Origin of the sequence: Paenibacillus sp. JJ-223 (genome assembly GCF_927798175.1) — a bacterium.
In the GTDB taxonomy this organism is placed as follows: domain Bacteria; phylum Bacillota; class Bacilli; order Paenibacillales; family Paenibacillaceae; genus Paenibacillus; species Paenibacillus hubeiensis.
This window is the reverse complement of the sequence record NZ_CAKMMP010000003.1, coordinates 14,821-31,750: the sequence shown is the minus strand read 5'-3', so window position 1 is coordinate 31,750 and position 16,930 is coordinate 14,821. Positions and strand designations below refer to the sequence as shown.

The 16,930-nt window shown below is 51.1% G+C and carries 15 protein-coding genes; 3 read left to right on the top strand and 12 right to left on the bottom strand.

Annotated features, from left to right (window positions below; translation table 11 throughout):
- Window positions 1-3: 3 nt before the first annotated feature.
- The 4 genes from nikA to L6H98_RS06530 are packed head-to-tail and all read right to left on the bottom strand — an operon-like array spanning window position 4 to window position 4,741.
- On the bottom strand, window positions 4-1,644 hold the full coding sequence (gene nikA, locus L6H98_RS06545; protein ID WP_290371425.1) for a nickel ABC transporter substrate-binding protein: 1,641 nt from the start codon (window positions 1,642-1,644) through the stop codon (window positions 4-6).
- A gap of 54 nt (window positions 1,645-1,698) precedes the next feature.
- The gene (locus L6H98_RS06540; protein ID WP_236413804.1) at window positions 1,699-3,024 is read right to left on the bottom strand and encodes an opine metallophore biosynthesis dehydrogenase; all 1,326 of its coding nucleotides are present in this window, start codon (window positions 3,022-3,024) and stop codon (window positions 1,699-1,701) included.
- A 47-nt stretch (window positions 3,025-3,071) separates the two neighbouring features.
- The gene (locus tag L6H98_RS06535) at window positions 3,072-3,869 is read right to left on the bottom strand and encodes an SAM-dependent methyltransferase (protein WP_236413802.1); all 798 of its coding nucleotides are present in this window, start codon (window positions 3,867-3,869) and stop codon (window positions 3,072-3,074) included.
- Window positions 3,857-4,741 carry a diaminopimelate epimerase gene (locus L6H98_RS06530; RefSeq protein WP_356722656.1) on the bottom strand — a complete coding sequence of 295 codons (885 nt, stop codon included), beginning with the start codon at window positions 4,739-4,741 and terminating at the stop codon, window positions 3,857-3,859. The genes L6H98_RS06535 and L6H98_RS06530 overlap by 13 nt, the downstream gene beginning before the upstream one ends.
- A 309-nt stretch (window positions 4,742-5,050) precedes the next feature.
- On the opposite strand from L6H98_RS06530, the gene L6H98_RS06525 reads away from it, so the two are divergent.
- The 3 genes from L6H98_RS06525 to L6H98_RS06515 all read left to right on the top strand — a co-directional run bounded on the left by L6H98_RS06525 (window position 5,051) and on the right by L6H98_RS06515 (window position 8,199).
- Complete coding sequence (locus tag L6H98_RS06525) at window positions 5,051-5,701, top strand: bZIP transcription factor (RefSeq protein WP_236413800.1); 651 nt, start codon at window positions 5,051-5,053, stop codon at window positions 5,699-5,701.
- Between the two features lie 282 nt (window positions 5,702-5,983).
- On the top strand, window positions 5,984-6,892 hold the full coding sequence (locus L6H98_RS06520) for a winged helix-turn-helix domain-containing protein (protein ID WP_236413798.1): 909 nt from the start codon (window positions 5,984-5,986) through the stop codon (window positions 6,890-6,892).
- Window positions 6,893-6,942: 50 nt separating this feature from the next.
- The gene (locus L6H98_RS06515) at window positions 6,943-8,199 is read left to right on the top strand and encodes an MFS transporter (protein ID WP_236413797.1); all 1,257 of its coding nucleotides are present in this window, start codon (window positions 6,943-6,945) and stop codon (window positions 8,197-8,199) included.
- 126 nt (window positions 8,200-8,325) lie between these two features.
- On the opposite strand, the gene L6H98_RS06510 is transcribed toward L6H98_RS06515, so the two are convergent.
- From L6H98_RS06510 to L6H98_RS06475, 8 genes are all read right to left on the bottom strand, one after another.
- A complete protein-coding gene (locus tag L6H98_RS06510) occupies window positions 8,326-8,730 on the bottom strand; it encodes an RDD family protein (RefSeq protein WP_236414325.1) in 405 nt (134 codons plus the stop codon).
- Window positions 8,731-8,920: 190 nt separating this feature from the next.
- Window positions 8,921-10,030, bottom strand: a complete 1,110-nt coding sequence (locus L6H98_RS06505) for a nitric oxide reductase activation protein NorD (protein WP_236413796.1) — start codon at window positions 10,028-10,030, stop codon at window positions 8,921-8,923.
- Complete coding sequence (locus tag L6H98_RS06500; RefSeq protein WP_236413795.1) at window positions 10,027-11,127, bottom strand: AAA family ATPase; 1,101 nt, start codon at window positions 11,125-11,127, stop codon at window positions 10,027-10,029. Before L6H98_RS06500 ends, L6H98_RS06505 begins: the two co-directional genes overlap by 4 nt.
- Before the next feature lie 18 nt (window positions 11,128-11,145).
- On the bottom strand, window positions 11,146-12,354 hold the full coding sequence (locus L6H98_RS06495) for an MFS transporter (protein ID WP_236413794.1): 1,209 nt from the start codon (window positions 12,352-12,354) through the stop codon (window positions 11,146-11,148).
- 1 nt (window position 12,355) lies between these two features.
- Window positions 12,356-12,835: a DUF6530 family protein gene (locus tag L6H98_RS06490; RefSeq protein WP_236413793.1), complete on the bottom strand. Its 480-nt coding sequence runs from the start codon at window positions 12,833-12,835 to the stop codon at window positions 12,356-12,358.
- Window positions 12,836-13,051: 216 nt separating this feature from the next.
- Complete coding sequence (locus tag L6H98_RS06485) at window positions 13,052-13,531, bottom strand: DUF6530 family protein (RefSeq protein WP_236413792.1); 480 nt, start codon at window positions 13,529-13,531, stop codon at window positions 13,052-13,054.
- 113 nt (window positions 13,532-13,644) lie between these two features.
- Window positions 13,645-15,141 carry a right-handed parallel beta-helix repeat-containing protein gene (locus L6H98_RS06480; RefSeq protein WP_236414324.1) on the bottom strand — a complete coding sequence of 499 codons (1,497 nt, stop codon included), beginning with the start codon at window positions 15,139-15,141 and terminating at the stop codon, window positions 13,645-13,647.
- A gap of 380 nt (window positions 15,142-15,521) precedes the next feature.
- Window positions 15,522-16,691 (bottom strand): MFS transporter, encoded by a 1,170-nt coding sequence (locus tag L6H98_RS06475; protein ID WP_236413791.1) that lies wholly within the window; start codon window positions 16,689-16,691, stop codon window positions 15,522-15,524.
- Between the last annotated feature and the right edge of the window lie 239 nt (window positions 16,692-16,930).

The following is a 16,930-nucleotide window of genomic DNA, read 5'->3' as shown; positions in this document are numbered from 1 at the left end:
GGCCTATCGTACGAACATCTGCTCAAAAGGCAGCTCGTATTGGGACTGTTTGAAAGCAATGCCTTGAAGCTCGCTTGGGGCAACGATGCTTACGCGGCCATAGGTCAGCGGAATGAATACGGCCTCGTCGTGCACGATGCCGAGAATGTCGGCGTATAACGATTTCCGCTTCCCTTCCTCCGTGGACACCATCACGTCGTCGATTTTCCGATATAGCTGTTGCGCTTCCGCGATGCCGCTGGTGGCATGTCGGTACGCAGACGCCGACGTGAATGCCGCGATCGTGCTCTGCGGATCATACGCGAGACCCCAAGTCTGGTTGAACAACAAATCATAATCGCCGCTTGCCCTGCGGCTTGCAATGGACGATGACTCCTCGCCCACAAGTTTCAGTTCCATACCCACGCTTTTAAGACTATGCTGGATGAACTCGGACATCGCTTTCTGGGCCGGCGCATTGCTGTCATAATACAAATTCATCGTCAGCGGCGCACCTTGCTTCGTGCGGATCGTGCCGTTCGCATCGGCTTTCCATCCCGCTTGGTCCAGCAATTCCGCCGCTTTCGCTTGATCAAAGCTTCTTGCCTCCAACTCCACGTCCGCATCGTTGACATTGGGGGAGAACAGCGTATTGGCAGGCAGCTCGGTCCCTTCGGTCAACCCCGAACTGATCGCTTCGCGGTCGATGGACAGCCAGATGGCTTGACGCACGGCCGTTTCCGCGGCAGGGCTGCCCGATTTTCCCGTGTTGGCCACGATCATGCGCGTGTTCATCGGCTCGCTGCGAATAATCTGGTACGTTCCAGACTGGATCAGCTGATCCATCGCCTGCACGTCCAAACTATCCGCTCCCCGATCATCGGTAAAAACAAAATTGACTTCGCCCTTTTGAAGGGCAAGGAACGTGGTCTCTCCCGCCGGAAGCACCTTTGCCGTAATTTTTGGGATTTGCGGCACGTCGCCCCAATAATTTTCGTTGGCTTCGAACACGGCATATTCATCCGGTTTATGCTCTGTGATCCGGTAAGGGCCTGTTCCATGAAATCCGTTTACGCCATCTTTCGTCCCGCCGTCCTTGAAATCGTTGGGCGACAAAAACACGTATGGACGCGTCATGGACAATTCGGCCAATGCCGGGTAATACGGTTCGCTCAATTTAATCTTGAGCGTGTGTTCGTCCACCGCTTCGATGGTTTGAATTTTGGTGGATAATTTGATCCAGCTGTGCTTCTCGGCGTTGGCCTGCACCGCATCCATGTTTTGCTTTGCGGCGTCCGCGGTGAACGGCGTGCCGTCATGGAATTGAACCCCTTTTCTCAAATGGAACGTATAGGTCAAGCCGTCTTCCGTGATGTCCCAGGACTCCGCCAGCAGCGGTTTGATGCCCTCGGAGGTATTCTCCACGAGAGATTCATACACCATGCCCTGCGCCGACATCGACCCGGTGTACAGGTGAGGGTTCATGTCCTGGATATCCTTGGCAGTCGCGTAGACCAATTCGAATGGCCGTGCGGCATCCTCCGGCGAACTTGCCGTTTGGTTGAACGTCTCTCCTTGTCCTGAAGTTGTACCGCACCCTGCAAGAAATAGCGATGCGATGAGCAGCAATGCTGCTAATTTGGGAATATGCCTGATTGATAACACCTTGATTCCTCCTGATTCGATTTCATGATAGGTTATGGCTGCCGTGACCGGCAGCTATATGGATTGCGCGGAACCATCGTTCTTTCTGATCATCGGATCGCTGCAGATCATGTCGACGTGATCATCGAAGCTGCACGCAGCAAAGGCTCGGGATAACGGGAACGGGGCATGAATGGCCGCAGCGCGTTCCAAGGCAGATTCGTACCTTGCGATCAAACGGTCCATCACCGGACTGGCTGCGCCGAGGCGTCGGGCCATGCCGCGAATGATTTTGATGCGATAGTAATCCTCCTTCGGCATTCGGGGAATATCCAGCTTCCCTTCCTTGTTTACGTAAGTCTGGCGGATCGGCACGGCCGAGAAATCAAAGTATTTCCCCTCAGGATCGGGATCGGAAAACGGATCGATCAGCAATGAGGCATAACGGACGTACAGTAGATATTGCTGATGGATCGGCTCCAGCTCCGTAAAACGTTCGATATCTTCCCGCGCCAAGCTCTCCGGACGGACAGGATAGCTGTCCTCGTTCATGCACGCGAGCAGATTCAATTTTGGAAGCGATAAACGCTCCGTGATGTCCATGATTTCTTTCCAATAGTCCAGCATTTCTTCAATCAACCGCATGGTGATCGGTCCTTCCGGAAAAAGCTTGTAGACGTATCGCCTTGGAGCGGATGCGTGAAATACGGCTTCCAAAGCGACATCGTTCATAAACAGCGGCGGATGAACGTACAGCGAAATGTTGCGCGTCTCGGCCGCAAGCGGCGTCCCAGCATCTTGCAATTGAATGCCGAGCCGCGAAAACAGCTCGGTCAAGCGTGCCACGTTAGGCGATGCCGGGGCAGTTGAGCCGACGTATACCTTTTTCTTGATGCCTGCCGTCAGAACCTGGAATGAAGGGGTGCCTTCCTTCCATCGCGTATCCCCGAAGTATGTGGAAAAACTGATGATCTCCACTTGATCATGGCCCCTGTTACGCATATAATGACTGACCAAACTGCCCGAACCGAATGTGGGCGACACCAGAATGACGCACCGAAGCTGGCGCAGAACAGAAGAATCCATCTGCTCAAGTACTTCGCAGTAGGCATCTGTCGTAACGGCTAGAACGAGCACATCCCACGGTTCATCAATGTCCGCATAGCGCGGATACACCCGGTCAAGCCTGCACTCTCCTTGCATTCGGCGATGCGATTCGTTCTGTGTTTCCGCTCGGATGGCCCCACGACTCTCCGCCAACGCCGCGAACAGAATCGACGAGCCTGCAGACTCCCTGCCTGCCAGTGCAACGGCGCAGCTGCCTTGCTGGTTCATGGTTACAGCCAGCTGAATGGCGACAGGACCCGTTCCAGCGATCAACACACGTTCAAATGGATTCATTCGAAACCTCATCCATCCTTTCTTGGTCTATTTTTTCTTCCTTAACGTTACGGAGCCTTTCGATACAAGGCGACATCGAACACATCGCGGGGTTGCAAAATGCAGCCTTCGAGCCTCCACGCCCGTTCATCCACTTCCTGCATCGGATAATTAAACAGGGACTTGAGCCCGTCTCCATAGCGCATTGCAACCACGATTTCCGAAGAAGTCAGCGGGTGGAGCCGATGGAGCATTTCGTATTTCTCGGGCACGGTGGAACTGAAAATAATATGCGTAATCCGGTCCATACCGGCCAGGTCATCCAAGGGCGATGACAAGAAGGAGACGTTCAGCTCCGGTCCAAGGGTATGGATGACATTTTGGCCAAGCGCAAGCGCATCTTCATCGATATCGATGCCGACGACCTCGGCTCCGGTTCGTCTCGCAATCATCAACGGGGTCATAGGAAATGCGCCCGAACCGACCATGAGCACTCTAGATTCGGACGTCAGGCGAAAACTGCCGAACTCCTTTTCGATGCAAGCTTCGATGTTTTGGAAGTAGTCGTCGATCCGCATCTCCCCACGCGCCAGCTTCCAAGCCCGATACTTTTCCATCATGCTCACGCAGCGGGCGGAAATTTGCCTGAGCTCTGCCCCCAGTCTTCTTGACGTGGCCGGCTTCTCATACAGCAGCCTGGTCCACAAAGCTTCATTTCTTTCATTGGTAATAAAGCCCGAATATTCATTGATGATGTGCTCCAACCGTACTCCATGCCCTGCGCTTCCATCGAATTCGCGGGCCAAATCGGTGAATGATTCCATGAAGGAATGCAGCTCGCGCTGAAAATCGATCATCGTTGCCATGCGATACCGACCTCCTCCTTTTCTGCTGTTTCGCCGACATGAATATATGCTTTCCCTTGTGCAACGATACCTACGCTGCCTTCGATGCGGACGGATGTGACCTCACCGTCCGTGTACGAAGCCTCCGCTTCAATGATGCCGCCAGGCTGCTTGACTTGCACGCTGACATGACTCCGAAGCTTCCATGCCAGGTACGCTCCTATGGAAGCCGTCCCGGAGCCGCATCCCCGTTCCCAGACCAGGCTGTCGAGCGTTCTGACATAGATCAACGGGGCCATTTGCCTAATGTCGGCTTGATACAGCATGATCCCGACAAGCGATTGACCCGTCGTTTTGCCCAGCAAACGAGCCAACTCTTCCGCTTGGGACCGGATTGCCTCATTGAAAGATTGGATCTCCATAATGATATGGATGGCATCGCTATAGTTGAGCTTGACCATGTGCCATATCCTGCCGCCATACGAAACGTGGAAGGCTTCAAAGCCGACAGGGACAGGCATTTCAACCCGGCAGCGGTAATTCTCGCCTTCCCTTCTGACCCGGCAAGCCACCAAGCGATCGGTTCCCGAAACTTCCAGCATCAGTTCACCTTCATTCGGCCGGTCATCGTTGTTATCGGACCACAGCCATGCCGCCAAGGCCATACAGGCATTTCCGCAAAACTCGCCACCGGCCATTCGAAGAGCCGCGCTAGCCGAAATGATGCGGGGTTTCTCGATGAATCCGACCTGTTCGGCATGAAGATGGCCATATGCCATAAGTTCTTTGGCCGTTTGCAGTCGTTCAAGATCGTCTTCATAAATCGTTGTTACAAGAATCGTCATATTTTGCGTTGGATTAAATTTGACAAAATCGACTATTTGGTTCACCATATGACCTCGATTCTCCCCGCGCTTAATCGTAATTATTACTATTAACTGGTTGTAATATAGCATAGCGGCAGCAACCCGTCAACATAAATTTCCATATATTCTTCTTATCCCCTCAGGGCAGCATGTTGTTCCGAATCGAATTTTTCTGATCCAATGAATGAATACCGAGAAGAGTGAACTCGGGAGCATGAATCGCCGTAATAGTTTCTTGGCCCTGTATTTTAATCAAATTTCAATAAAACGTAGAAAAATATTCCTAGGTCTGATAGACTATACAAATAAATATTTCCAGGAGGACTACATAACAAAATGAAAATTGCTACAGGAATTTTATTAGCTGCCACTTTATTGACGCTTACAGCTTGTTCTTCTACTCCAAGTACAGCAACGACAAGCACGCCGTCGGCCACGACTACGGATGCTTCAACAACAAGTGAAAATCAGACAGAGAACTCGAATGCGAGCGACACCGAAGAAACGAAACCAGAAGAAGTCGTTGAACAGAAACAAGAAGAAACGGTTACCCCACTCAAGAAAGGAGAAAAAGTAACCATTGAAAAATTTGCCGACATAACGGTGAGCGGAAGCAAAATTGCAAAAAAAATAGAGCCTTCCAACCCAGGAACTTTCTATACATATTACGAATCGAAAGAGGCAGACTCCACATACTTTGCCTTGACCATCAAAGCGAAAAACCTGAACACCGAAGGAATCGGTGCAGATGAAATTGCAGAGGTCAATTTGAAATTCGACAATCAATATGATTACAGAACGTTTAGTACCATTGAAAAGGGTGGCGGTGAAGACTTTACTTACACGAACATTACTACGATTGATCCGCTCAAATCAGGCACCCTTCTTTATCTTGTAGAAATTCCTAACGAAGTCGCCAAAAGCGACAAGCCGTTGAAGGCTGAAATCAAGATCCAGGATCAACTTTTCGAATACACCGTGAGATAGTGAGCTACTGGAATCTAAAAAAAAGAATACCTAATGCACAAAAGAGCAGCGAGGTTTTCCTCCTGCTCTTTGTTTTGCAGTACGAATGAATGAACCATCCTTACTCCCTCTTTTTTGATAATCCCATCCTTTCCCCCACAAATGATGGTTCGTGATAACCACCACCCTTAACTCATCTATTCGTGGAAATGGTAGTTGATACTCCTCTTATAGTTCGTATATAATAAAACAAGAATTTGTTCTATAAATATAGAACCAATGAAAGAGAGGGCAACCATTCGCATGAACGACAACGTCGAGTTTGACTTTGCACCGATTTATGAATGTGTCAGCAGCATGACCGCTTTTATGAACAAACAAAATCATGGGGTTCTCGATCTAGGAAAACAATGGGTGCGTGATGTGCAAGACCGATTTGCACCGACAAAACTGCAGCAAATGCGGGAAATCATGAAGGCCACCGACGATTTCAGTCTTGCGCCTTATATCTGGAGCTGCCCGGGAGATCGATCGGTAGATGGCTTTTTGAATTGGTTGGAGGATTTGTCCACAGGGCAACTGTACGATATCGCTGCAAAGCTCAAGTTAACCGTCCCTTCCAATCTGCCGGAGCTGCGCAGTCGGACGGCCGAAGCCGTACGGGAATGGGACCGGCAATATTTTTCCCAGATTGACCCTGCCATTTTGGAAGGACTTGCGCGGGAAGCAGAAACGAGACGTTCCACATTGAACGGAAGCAATGGCCTTGAGGTTTACGAACAGGTTACCGCGGGCATGAGATTGTATCCTAGCGATGCACTGAAACAAGTGGTCCTGATTCCTCAATATCATGCCCGTCCCTTTGTTATTTCGGCGTTCTATGATGAAGTGATTTTCAGCAGCTATTCTTGCGATATTATGCCACCCGAACCGGGACGGCCGACAGATGCCCTTTTACGTCTGACGCGTGCATTGTCCGACGAAACCAGATTGTATATCCTGCGCCTGCTGGCTGGACAACAGCTGACCTTTACCGAGATCGTTCGTGACGTTAAATTGTCCAAAAGCACGATACACTACCATCTTATCGCTCTGCGGGCAGCAGGACTGGTCATCGTTCATTACGACCAAAAAAATACCGCGTACAGTCTGCGCCTTGAAGCACTGCATGATCTCCCGCAGCAAATCGGTTCTTACATTCAAGGCAAATAGGAGAACATCCCGCCCCTTTCTGTGCAATACAACCAACTGGAGGAACCCTCATGCTCAAGCGCAGTTATTACGGCCTTCTGGCCACCATTACTCTTAGTTCGTTCGGTGATGCATTCGGCCTCTTGGCCATGGAATGGCTTGTGTACGAATTGACGGCATCCAAACTGGCTATGGGTGCCTTGGCACTCTGTTACGGCATTCCCGAACTGGTTTTTCGGCTGATCGGCTCCCCCCTATCCGATCGTTTGCACCGTGGCCGATTCATGGCCGGACTGGCTGCTGTACGATTGTTTGCCCTGCTTCTTCCTCTCGGCTTGGGCCTTGCAGGACAATTGCAATTATGGCAGTTATTTCTTGCTGCCGTATTAAGCGGTGCTTGTTCCGCATTGTTTATGCCTACAGCCATGGCAGTCGTCCCTGGAGTGGCGCAAGAACGCAAACTTGTACGGGCATTCGCCGTGATCGATGGCTGCCGTAATGCGGCAGCATTGTTGGGGCCTTCTTTGGCAGGGGCTGCCACCGCTGCCGCTGGGGCATTGCCGACGCTGGGCATCAATGCCATTTGTTACATGATGGCCATTGGCTTCTTGTTATGTCTGCCTGCCATGCAGAAACCAAACACAATAACAGATAAATCCTTCTCGCTGCGGTCGTATATCAAAGACATTGGAGAAGGCTTCACGTTTTATCTGCGCTTTCCTGCCATGTTATCCATCATGGGGATGGTAGCCGTCAGCAACATGTCTTCCATTGCCATTTCGACCATGATGGTTCCTTTTGTCCGGGAGGTGCTGCACCGTGACGCCGCCACCCTTGGAACGCTGAGTACAGCTTCAGCCATCGGCACATTGGCAGGGCTGACCATCATCTCTTGGATGGGCGATGTTCAAAAAAGGAGGACCGTTATGCTTGGCAGTCTGGCTGCGATCGGTTTGTTCCATGTTTTGCTTGGGCTGTTCCCGACGTATCCCTCTGCGCTTGTTCTTCTATTTGCAACGGGTGTGGCCATCCCTTTCTTCGGATCGCTTAGCTCATCGCTGCACGGTACGCTCGTCCCCCGGCAGCTGCAAGGGCGCGTCAACTCCATCCGTTTTTTGATTGGCGGAGGATTGCAGCCTATTGGTGCCCTGGCAGGCGCAGCAATAGCCGAGCATTATGGTTTGCCTTTTTTGTTCATCGCCTTTGGACTTCTTCCTTTGGTATGTGCAACTTTAGCGATATGGCTGCCGAGTCTGAAAAAACTGGATGGAGACTTAACTAACCTACGGATTGTCACAGATAACAAGGTTCATATAACAAGGAGTTAATACAAATCAAATCTTCTTGTTCTGTCTTATGCCGCAAAGTCATCCCCTTCCCTTTCATAAAAAGGATCAACGACAAAAACGCCGTTCGCATGCAGGAACGACGTTTTTGGTGCTTCGGTCTTTCCCCTAATCCCAGACCACTTCCGTGCCTGCGATAAAATCGTGAATGGCACGTTTATCCTCGCGTAAACCTACCATAAAGGCACTCACAATGATTCCGATTCCAAACGTAATGGCATAAACGATCCCGGCGACGAGGACGCGCAGCAGCATCGTGCCGATGGTCGGCGGCTCATGCGAGTCGTATTTCCGAATTCGAATTCCGCATATGCGCTTTCCAATCGTCCGGCCCTGCCAAAATACCGGCAGAAGCATCGAATACAGCCCGCTAAGAAGGTTCGCCACCGGGTTGTTGCTGTCATAATCTCCCGTAAGGATGCCTGCAATGACGGCCAAAGGCAGCGTGATGATGATGCTATCCAGAATGCTTGCAGCGAGTCTGACCCAAAAACCTGCGTTATACAATGGGATTCCTCCAAACTTGAAGTACTAAGGCGTACCTGAAAACTCATCTTATAGGCAAGTTTCAGGTACGCCCTAATCATAGTATAAATTTGTATTCCGAGGAATGTATATCAATAACACCCATTTTGCAAAATCAAACATCGACGGCTCCAAAACGATTGTTTTCTGTACAGCGCTTCAGCTTCATCCGCAGCATCTAAAGGTAACGCGCAATCGTACGCACCAACTTGGCCGGGAATTCCTTCAGATCCGTAATGTCCAAAAATCGTTCTTGGCCATAAATGTCGCCGATGAGCTCTTTATCATGCCCAATGGCGGCAGCCAGAAACGTAATGCCTTTTCGTTCATACTCTTCGATGGTTTGCCGCATGTCTCCCATCGCATAGCTGCCCGTGTAGTTCTCCATCGCTTTCGGTTGACCGTCGCTAATGCTGATGAGCAGCTTGGTTTGCTGCGTGGAAGCCACCAGTCGTTCGGAAATGATCCGCAACGCAAGGCCGTCCCGATTGTTGCTTCTGGCCGCGATGGTCATCAACCGAAAGCGGTCGTTATCATCTGTTCTGTCACCATCCGCGTACGCAAAAACGGACATTTGCTCCAGCCTGGATACATCCGCCGTATCCCCGTAGATCAGCACAGGCACATCGCACATGCGGCAAAATTCATACACTGCGAGGACTGCGCGCTTAGCGGCTTCCAGCCTTCCGAACGCAGACATGGAGGCCGATTCATCGACCCTGAGTCCAACGACCAGGGATGGAGATTCGGAAGGCGGACGTTTTTGGGCAAAATATCGATAATCCCCATAGGCCACGTGGTCCGCTTGAAACCTGCTGCCATAATAGCGATTCTTTGAAAAGTCAGGTGACTCTTCATGCTGGAGCAGCGGAAGCGCCTTCCTGGCGATTTCCCTAATGATCGGGAACAGCTCTTTGCTCATGCGAAGATACGCTTCCTGATCCTGGACACTGTAGTCGGGACGATGGACGATAAGCCGGATCCCTCGGTGGACCGAATCGGCAGCGATCTGCCGTGCATCCCGGTTCAGTCTTTTGCGAATATCCCGCTCTTGCTGTTTGGACTCCTCCAGTGCTTGCCTATGATCGACCTGATGATACTGCGGTTCTGCTTCGCCCTCGGTTTCCGATCGCTCGGTGTAAGCCGCGTCATCCGGGACTTCAGTGCTTCTCCCTTCGTGGTCTGCCGACGTTTTGAACGAAGCGCCTTGCTCCCCGGAGAGTTGTTCAAGTTCATTGCTTTGCTGAAAAATATCTCCCTCCAACTGAATATCCGCCGCTTCGCTCAAATTCCGTTTTTTTTTTCGAAAACGTCATCCAGTTCCGCGAGCAGCCCGCGTTTTTCGAGCGCTTCCTCCAATAGCCTGATTTCTTCGGCATCTGTCGTCATTTTGTATATCACTTTATAGTACATTGATTCGCGGGCAGAAGCCCCTCGGGCTACGGCATCGGTCCAGTAAAAGAATGAGCGCATGCCGGCAACGCCTTTGATGGCATTGGCCCGAGCCGTCTGATCCAGCAAAATAATGATTTCCGCGAGCACGCTCAATACCGCTTCATCGTGGAATCCAACTTTCGCCCTCGCCCGTTCCACCATGACCTCTTTAGTCGGCAAATCCATTTTCTCCGAATGCTGCACCCTGTCTCGCAATGCTTCGTTCAGCGGTCTGGCGCCCGCATAGCTGCGGTTCGCGGTAATCACCGCGACAAAATCCGGATGTCTGCGGATGATCTCTGTCGGGAGATTGATGCTGCCGTCCAGCTCCAGCGCCGAATTTAATGCCATCAGCACCGCGGCATCGCGAATGACGTTAGGCTCCTGAATTTCCAGAAGATAACCGTTTCGATAAGCTCTGACGATCTCGGAGGGATAGAAGCGGTATTCGACCGTTTCACGTTTGGCGTGATCTTTAACCTGCTGTAACAACCGTTTCATTCGGGCAGAAGCCTGCTCCTGCGTCACTCCCCATGCCTCTGTCAGCACTTCGGCGATACTTCGGAACCCATCGCTCTCGTACAAAGCCTGAAGCGCTTTTTGATCCGAGGAATCGAGCTGTTCCATCTGCTCCGGCCCGATGACGGGAAGAATAGCGCCAATGATATCCGACTTATCCATATCGGCAAAACAGGTGACCTTCGTATACGGCAGCCCCAAGTTGGCCGACAGCGCCTTCGCCAATTGCGTTTTCCCCGATCCGGCATCGCCCTCCAGCAAAATATTGGCGATCTTCATCTCTCCGCGATGCCAATTGCGTTTGATTTCTTCGGTGATCCGCAGTTCCTCCTGACTCGTTTTATGGGAATCCGGTTTATGCCATACCAGCTTTTGCTCCGCTTCCGTCCATATCCTCTCCGGCGACAGCACGTAAGCTCCTTGATTGTTCATGTAAACTCACCTTCCTTATTACAACTGTTGAATCCTGGCCTGTTTCTCCTTCTTGCGGGGAAGGATCGGAACAAGCAATAGTGCCCCGACGATAATCAAACCTCCGCTCACCGCATAGACGGCCAGCAGCGAAAACGAATCCTTCATATATCCGGATACAAGCATGCCGACGACCATCATGCCCATAAACACAGGCGTAATGGTCCCGGATACCCGCCCGATGTAAGCCGCTTCGCTGTTTCCTACGATTAATGTTTGGATACCGCCTTGAATGCATGGGTAGACCAAACCGCTAACGACAAGCAGCAGAACCGTGAGCCAGATCAAAGTGGAGGCTCCGATGCCGATCGTGCAAACGGAAGAGACGAGCAGACCTGCCATAAGCATCGTTTGCGGACTCATCTTCCTGGCCTGGGAAATAATAACGGCACCGCCGATCAGCATCGCCGCCCCGTTCGCCATAACGAACCATTGCAAATAGGACACGTCCAGCCTTAATTGCTCGATCACGAGAAAAATTTGTAGCGGCTGCGTTAATCCCGAGGCCAATCCGACGGCGGCAAACGTCAAACTAAGCGTCCTTAACGATCGGTTGGCACCAATGTACTTCAGTCCGGCAGCCAATTCCGCCATGAATTTGCCCGTTTGACCGGAATGGTTTTCTTCTTCGTCGCGAGGCAGTGAGGACAGGATCAGCGCAGATCCCAGAAATAGAACTGCCGTCAAAACAAGGGACACTTCAATGCCGAACCGGATGAAAATAAACGTCCCGATCACCGGACCAAGCACCATGAATGTGGCCACCAGCGTTTGCGACATGGCCATCACGCCCTGAATTTGTTCTGCCGGAACATGGCGTTTGTACAGTTTCATCGCAGAAGGCTGCGAAAACTGGGACAGGCTGGCGGAAACGAATGATCCGATGAGAAGCGCGATCCATCCCCCGTTCATCACGGTCAACAATACGGCCACCACCGACAGTGCAGACCATAGATCGCTCCACACCATCGTTCGTTTCGGCTTCCAGCGGTCGGCAAACGTGCCTCCAATCAGTCCGAACAGAAAGATCGGGGCAAATTCCGCGACCGAAATCAGGGAAACGTAAACGGGGTTGTTGTTCGTCCACTGCGTCACGAACAGCAAAACCGCGTAGTTCCGAATCCATATGCCCAATTGCAGCAGCACTCGGGAAAGGATGACGGTCCGAACGTATCGATTGGAAAACATGTCAATACCCCATTTCCTTCAAAATGGCCGACAACGTACGCAGCCGTTCGCCGATCATTTCGCCGTTGTCATTCAAAATCCGGCTGAACGCCTGAATATCCTCGCGAATGCTGTCATTTTCGGTGCAGACCGCCACCGTCATGGCACTGCCTTGCAGACCAATTTTTTGGATCACCGGTTGTGCGGGATCGTACAAATGCTCGTACCTGTAGGCTTCCTGAAAGTACTCCAACGATTGGCAAATCAGGATCGACAGGTCAAGCACCCGATGCATCAGCATCGGCTCGGATGACTCTGCAGCATCTCCACCAAGCTGGCTCCATAATATCGCGGAAATTTCTTCCCTACCCGTGCCGGCTTCCCGACTGACGCCCAATGTGAGACGTTTGCTTGCTTTATTGCCTGCCCTTACACCATCCACCTGCTCATAACGATCCGAAGCAATGACGGGTTGGTGATGGAGCTGCGTGGGTGATTTCATAGTTCTCCCCTTCTTTCACATTTACTAATTTACTAACTTAGTAATTTACTAAATTACTGCATCAGTTTATCCTGCTTTACCATGCAAGTCAACCTCATTTCTCGTTTTTCCAGAGCAGCCCAAAACGAAAAGAAGCCGAAATCCCCTTTATCTAAAAGGAATTTCGGCTTCTTTTTTTATCATGAAATGGTATTCCGTGAACACGCAAAAATGGGCTTAGTACCCCATGTCGCGAAGAATTTTGGACAAGGTGCGCAGGCGTTCCCCGATCATCTCGTCGTTGTCGCTCAGTGCTTGGCTAAACAGCTTGATATCGTCGTTGATTTTCTCGTTATCCGTGCAGACGGCTACATTCAAGGCGTCGCCTTGCAGCCCGACGCGATCAATAACCGGGTTGTTCTCGTCATACAGGTGTTCATACTGGTAAGCTTCCCGGAAATGCTCCAATGAACGGCAGATCAAAATGGACAAATCCAGCACACGATGAAGCGGCAGCTCCTCGGATTGCCGCGACCATTTCTCTCCCGTGTATCTCCATACTTTGGCGGAAATATCCACCTTCCCGCGATCATTCCATTGAGCCAATCCAAGGGAAAGGCCTTTGGCATCGCTGTCTGGACCAAGCCGGCCATCCACGCGCTCATAATTTTCGGCTACAACGACCGGTTTATGTTTCAAAGTAGTTGGAATTTTCATGCTTCTCCCCACTTCTCCTTTACTAATCCACTAATTTACTAAATCAAATTATTCTATCTTGAATTATTGGACAAGTCAATTCAGCCACAAAGCTTCCTCCCTGAATACAGGGGCTATTCGTAAGCCCCCATGTTCACGCCGGACCCGCTGACTCTTGGATTGCCATCCAGATCGAAGGTCCCCAGCATGTCCCCAAGCGCTTCTCCCGTATCCATCGCCGGGGACGCAGCCCGCAGACGGAAATCGCCCTTGCCTGCATGCATGAATTGGGGATCCATGAACCGGGAGTGTGCATCGTTCCCGCTTCCAGCTTGGTACGCCGCGAATCCGTTGTACCCTTTGGTCATCCATGTCCACTCCGCGTCCTCCGGGCCTCCCTTGGCAAAATACAAATTATGATCCACCACATTCCCAGCATTTTCGGTGTAATCGTTAGAAATCAGCACACCGGAGGCGCTTGCCACGAAAATATTATTTTGGATGACATTGTTCCGGGTATCATACTGGACGAAAAGCTGTCCACTTCCCTCTTCCAACGTATCGTTGTTGTACAACGTGTTGTTCACGATCTTCGTATGGGACGTCGAGCCCCGCTCGTCGTCATATCCGCCGATGGCGATCCCGGCAAGACGGTTGTTATAAACCAGATTGCTGCGAACCGTAATATGGTCTGTCGTTCGTCCAGCATGTTCTGAGGCAATCTCGATCCCGATATCGTTATCATAGCTGTAATTTCGTTCGATCACGCTTTCTTTGCCTCCATCGACGTAGATGCCTCCCGCAGAAAAACTGCCGTTGGGCAGCTCCTTTCCGTAGGAAGGATTGTTGTTCGCTGAAATGTTGTACACATAATTCTCCTTCACCACGCCGTTCCGTACCTGGTCATACTCAGCATCTGGTGCTATGCCTTCAAAACCGATCAGGTCGATGCCGATATTGTCGTTATCGTGGATTCGGTTGCCCGATACGACAAAATGGTCCACGTTGCCGTTCAACACCAGCGATTCGCTGGAACCAAGCACGAGATGATGCAGTTCGTTGTCCGCGATGGTAATATCATGAATTGATTCCGGTGCTTTTGTGCCGTAAACGGCGATTCCATGCGCATCCCGGCCGCGCAGGTCTTCACCGGCCGGACTGGCCGTGTTATGAATGTCGTGAATGTCGTTGTTCACTAACTGGATGAAACTGCCGGAACCATGTACGTATATCCCCATCGGCACCACATCCCTCGCTGCCGTCGAATAATTTCGAATTTCGAATCCCTGGATGGTCACATACTCTACATCGCTCAGTTCGACAAGACCTTCGCTGCCTGTGACCGAAAGCCCTGATCCGTCAATGATCGCCTTGTCCGATCCGTCGCTCACAAAAGCAATGGGTCCTTTCGATGCCGAACCGGAGCGCGTCATTTTCAGTTTTTCGTTATACACTCCTCCCCGTACATGCACCGTACCGCCTGCGGGAACCGTATCCGCTGCGTGCTGCAGCGTTTTCCACGGCTTGCTGCTCGTTCCCGGGTTGGCATCGCTGCCTTCTTTGGAAACATAATACGTCGAATCGGCCGAGCCTGCCGGTGCAGCAGGTTTATTTCCCGATTCCGTTCCCATGTCCGCAGCCATGCTCAATAAGAGCAATAAACATTGGATCCATTCCATTCGTTTCCTCAACTCCTTGCCTGCAACATATAGTTATATGTAATCCCTCCATTATACCGATTTTTACGAGAAAACTCGAAAAAACCGCCCGCCGGAAGGCTACGAATCGCTATCTTTGGGTTTGTAAATGCTCGGTTCGTCTTGACTGGCTGAGGCGTACGCATGTGCGCCGTTGCTACCCCATCAACGTTGGAGCGATGAAAAAAATAAACGGCCTCCGTCCGAATGATTTCAGGACCAAGGCCGTTCAACTGTTTTTTATCTTTTGCATGGTCTGCCAGAGATGGAGCACATTAAATCGTGGATAACCCGTGTTTCCGAATGAACAGCCGTCAGCGGATCCCCATCTTAAGAGCTCTGTTCGCCGTTTCAGTAGCAACAAACATGATGCCGAAGAGCGCGAGCAGAATGACGGGTACCCAGGACATCCCGAATCGGCCGGCCACCATACCCGTCATTAACGGAATAAGCGTGGAGCCCGTGTATGCGCTGGCCATCTGCAGTCCAATCACGCTGGATGAAGCCTTTTCTCCAAACCGCTCCGGCGTAGCATGGACGATGCTTGGATAGATCGGCGCACCGCCCATGCCGACAATGAACAAAGCGCCTGCCGCACCCCAATGCGGGACAGGCAAAACAAGGACAAGGAGGCCGAAGCAACCGATAAGTCCGCCATATCGTATCAGGTTTTTGCTCGAAACGCTCGTCGAAAGAAATCCCGAAAAGACACGACCGATAATGATCCCGATATAGAAAAGGGACGTATAGGCAGCAGCCTTAGCGGGATCAAGCCCTTTGCCCGCGATCAAAAAGGAGGCGATCCACAATCCGGCAGCGGTCTCTGACCCGTTGTAACAAAGCATGGCCAGCATGGACGATTTCACGCCGCGAATGCGCACGGCTTCCCTGTTGCTGACCAGCTTTTGCGCACTGCCCTCTTCGATGTTGCCTTTTTCGTAAATCCGCCATAACGGCAACGATGCCAGCAGTGCGATGACGATGACCAGCAGAAGCATGCCGACTGTGAAATATCCTGCACGCCAGTTGTTTCCATGGGTCAGCCAAAAAGACATTACAAACGGACCCGTCATGGCCCCAATTCCCCAAAAACAATGCAGCCAGCTCATATGCTTTGCTTTGAAATGCAATGCGACGTAATTGCTCAATGCCGCATCTACGCACCCAGCGCCAAGTCCCAACGGAATGGCCAAGAGGATCAAAAACACAAATTCGCTGGATGCCGCAAAGCCAAGCAGCGCCATCGTTGTGAACAAAATGCTGATGAGCGTAACTTTTCCCGTGCCCAGCCTGTGCAACAATCTGCTTGCAAACAAACTGGAGATGACGGTACAGAAGGAAACGGTTAATGAGATGTAACCCGCCATTTCCGTCGTGGCGCCGATATCCTGCTTCATGACGGACCATGCGCTGCCAAGCAGCGCATCCGGAAGTCCGAGTCCGATGAATGCAAGGTAAATCAAGATGAGCAATAATGTAGCCATTTCAATTCTTTCCTCCATCTGTATCGTGATCGCTGTTAACAGTCCTGTCACCCGGGCGTGATTCTATTGTTATAACCACAAATGTAATGATATTGATATTTTCTGTTGCAATCTCTCTATATTTTGACGTATATTATCACTATTTTGATATGTGTACAAAGATGAACGCTCAAGTATGTATATCCGTCCTCACCCTAGAAACTATACGAATCAATCACATTAGGGCACTGCGAGTGCAG

Excerpts from the sequence above, each read along its gene's own strand:
- L6H98_RS06540 (WP_236413804.1), bottom strand. The coding sequence starts at position 3,024 with ATGAATCCATTTGAACGTGTGTTGATCGCTGGAACGGGTCCTGTCGCC.
- L6H98_RS06480 (WP_236414324.1), bottom strand. The coding sequence starts at position 15,141 with ATGGGAACGGAATCGGGAAATAAACCTGCTGCACCGGCAGGCTCGGCC.
- L6H98_RS06500 (WP_236413795.1), bottom strand. The coding sequence starts at position 11,127 with ATGAACAATCAAGGAGCTTACGTGCTGTCGCCGGAGAGGATATGGACG.
- L6H98_RS06490 (WP_236413793.1), bottom strand. The coding sequence starts at position 12,835 with ATGAAATCACCCACGCAGCTCCATCACCAACCCGTCATTGCTTCGGAT.
- L6H98_RS06515 (WP_236413797.1), top strand. The coding sequence starts at position 6,943 with ATGCTCAAGCGCAGTTATTACGGCCTTCTGGCCACCATTACTCTTAGT.
- L6H98_RS06525 (WP_236413800.1), top strand. The coding sequence starts at position 5,051 with ATGAAAATTGCTACAGGAATTTTATTAGCTGCCACTTTATTGACGCTT.
- L6H98_RS06535 (WP_236413802.1), bottom strand. The coding sequence starts at position 3,869 with ATGGCAACGATGATCGATTTTCAGCGCGAGCTGCATTCCTTCATGGAA.
- L6H98_RS06520 (WP_236413798.1), top strand. The coding sequence starts at position 5,984 with ATGAACGACAACGTCGAGTTTGACTTTGCACCGATTTATGAATGTGTC.
- L6H98_RS06485 (WP_236413792.1), bottom strand. The coding sequence starts at position 13,531 with ATGAAAATTCCAACTACTTTGAAACATAAACCGGTCGTTGTAGCCGAA.
- L6H98_RS06495 (WP_236413794.1), bottom strand. The coding sequence starts at position 12,354 with ATGTTTTCCAATCGATACGTTCGGACCGTCATCCTTTCCCGAGTGCTG.
- L6H98_RS06475 (WP_236413791.1), bottom strand. The coding sequence starts at position 16,691 with ATGGCTACATTATTGCTCATCTTGATTTACCTTGCATTCATCGGACTC.
- L6H98_RS06530 (WP_356722656.1), bottom strand. The coding sequence starts at position 4,741 with ATGGTGAACCAAATAGTCGATTTTGTCAAATTTAATCCAACGCAAAAT.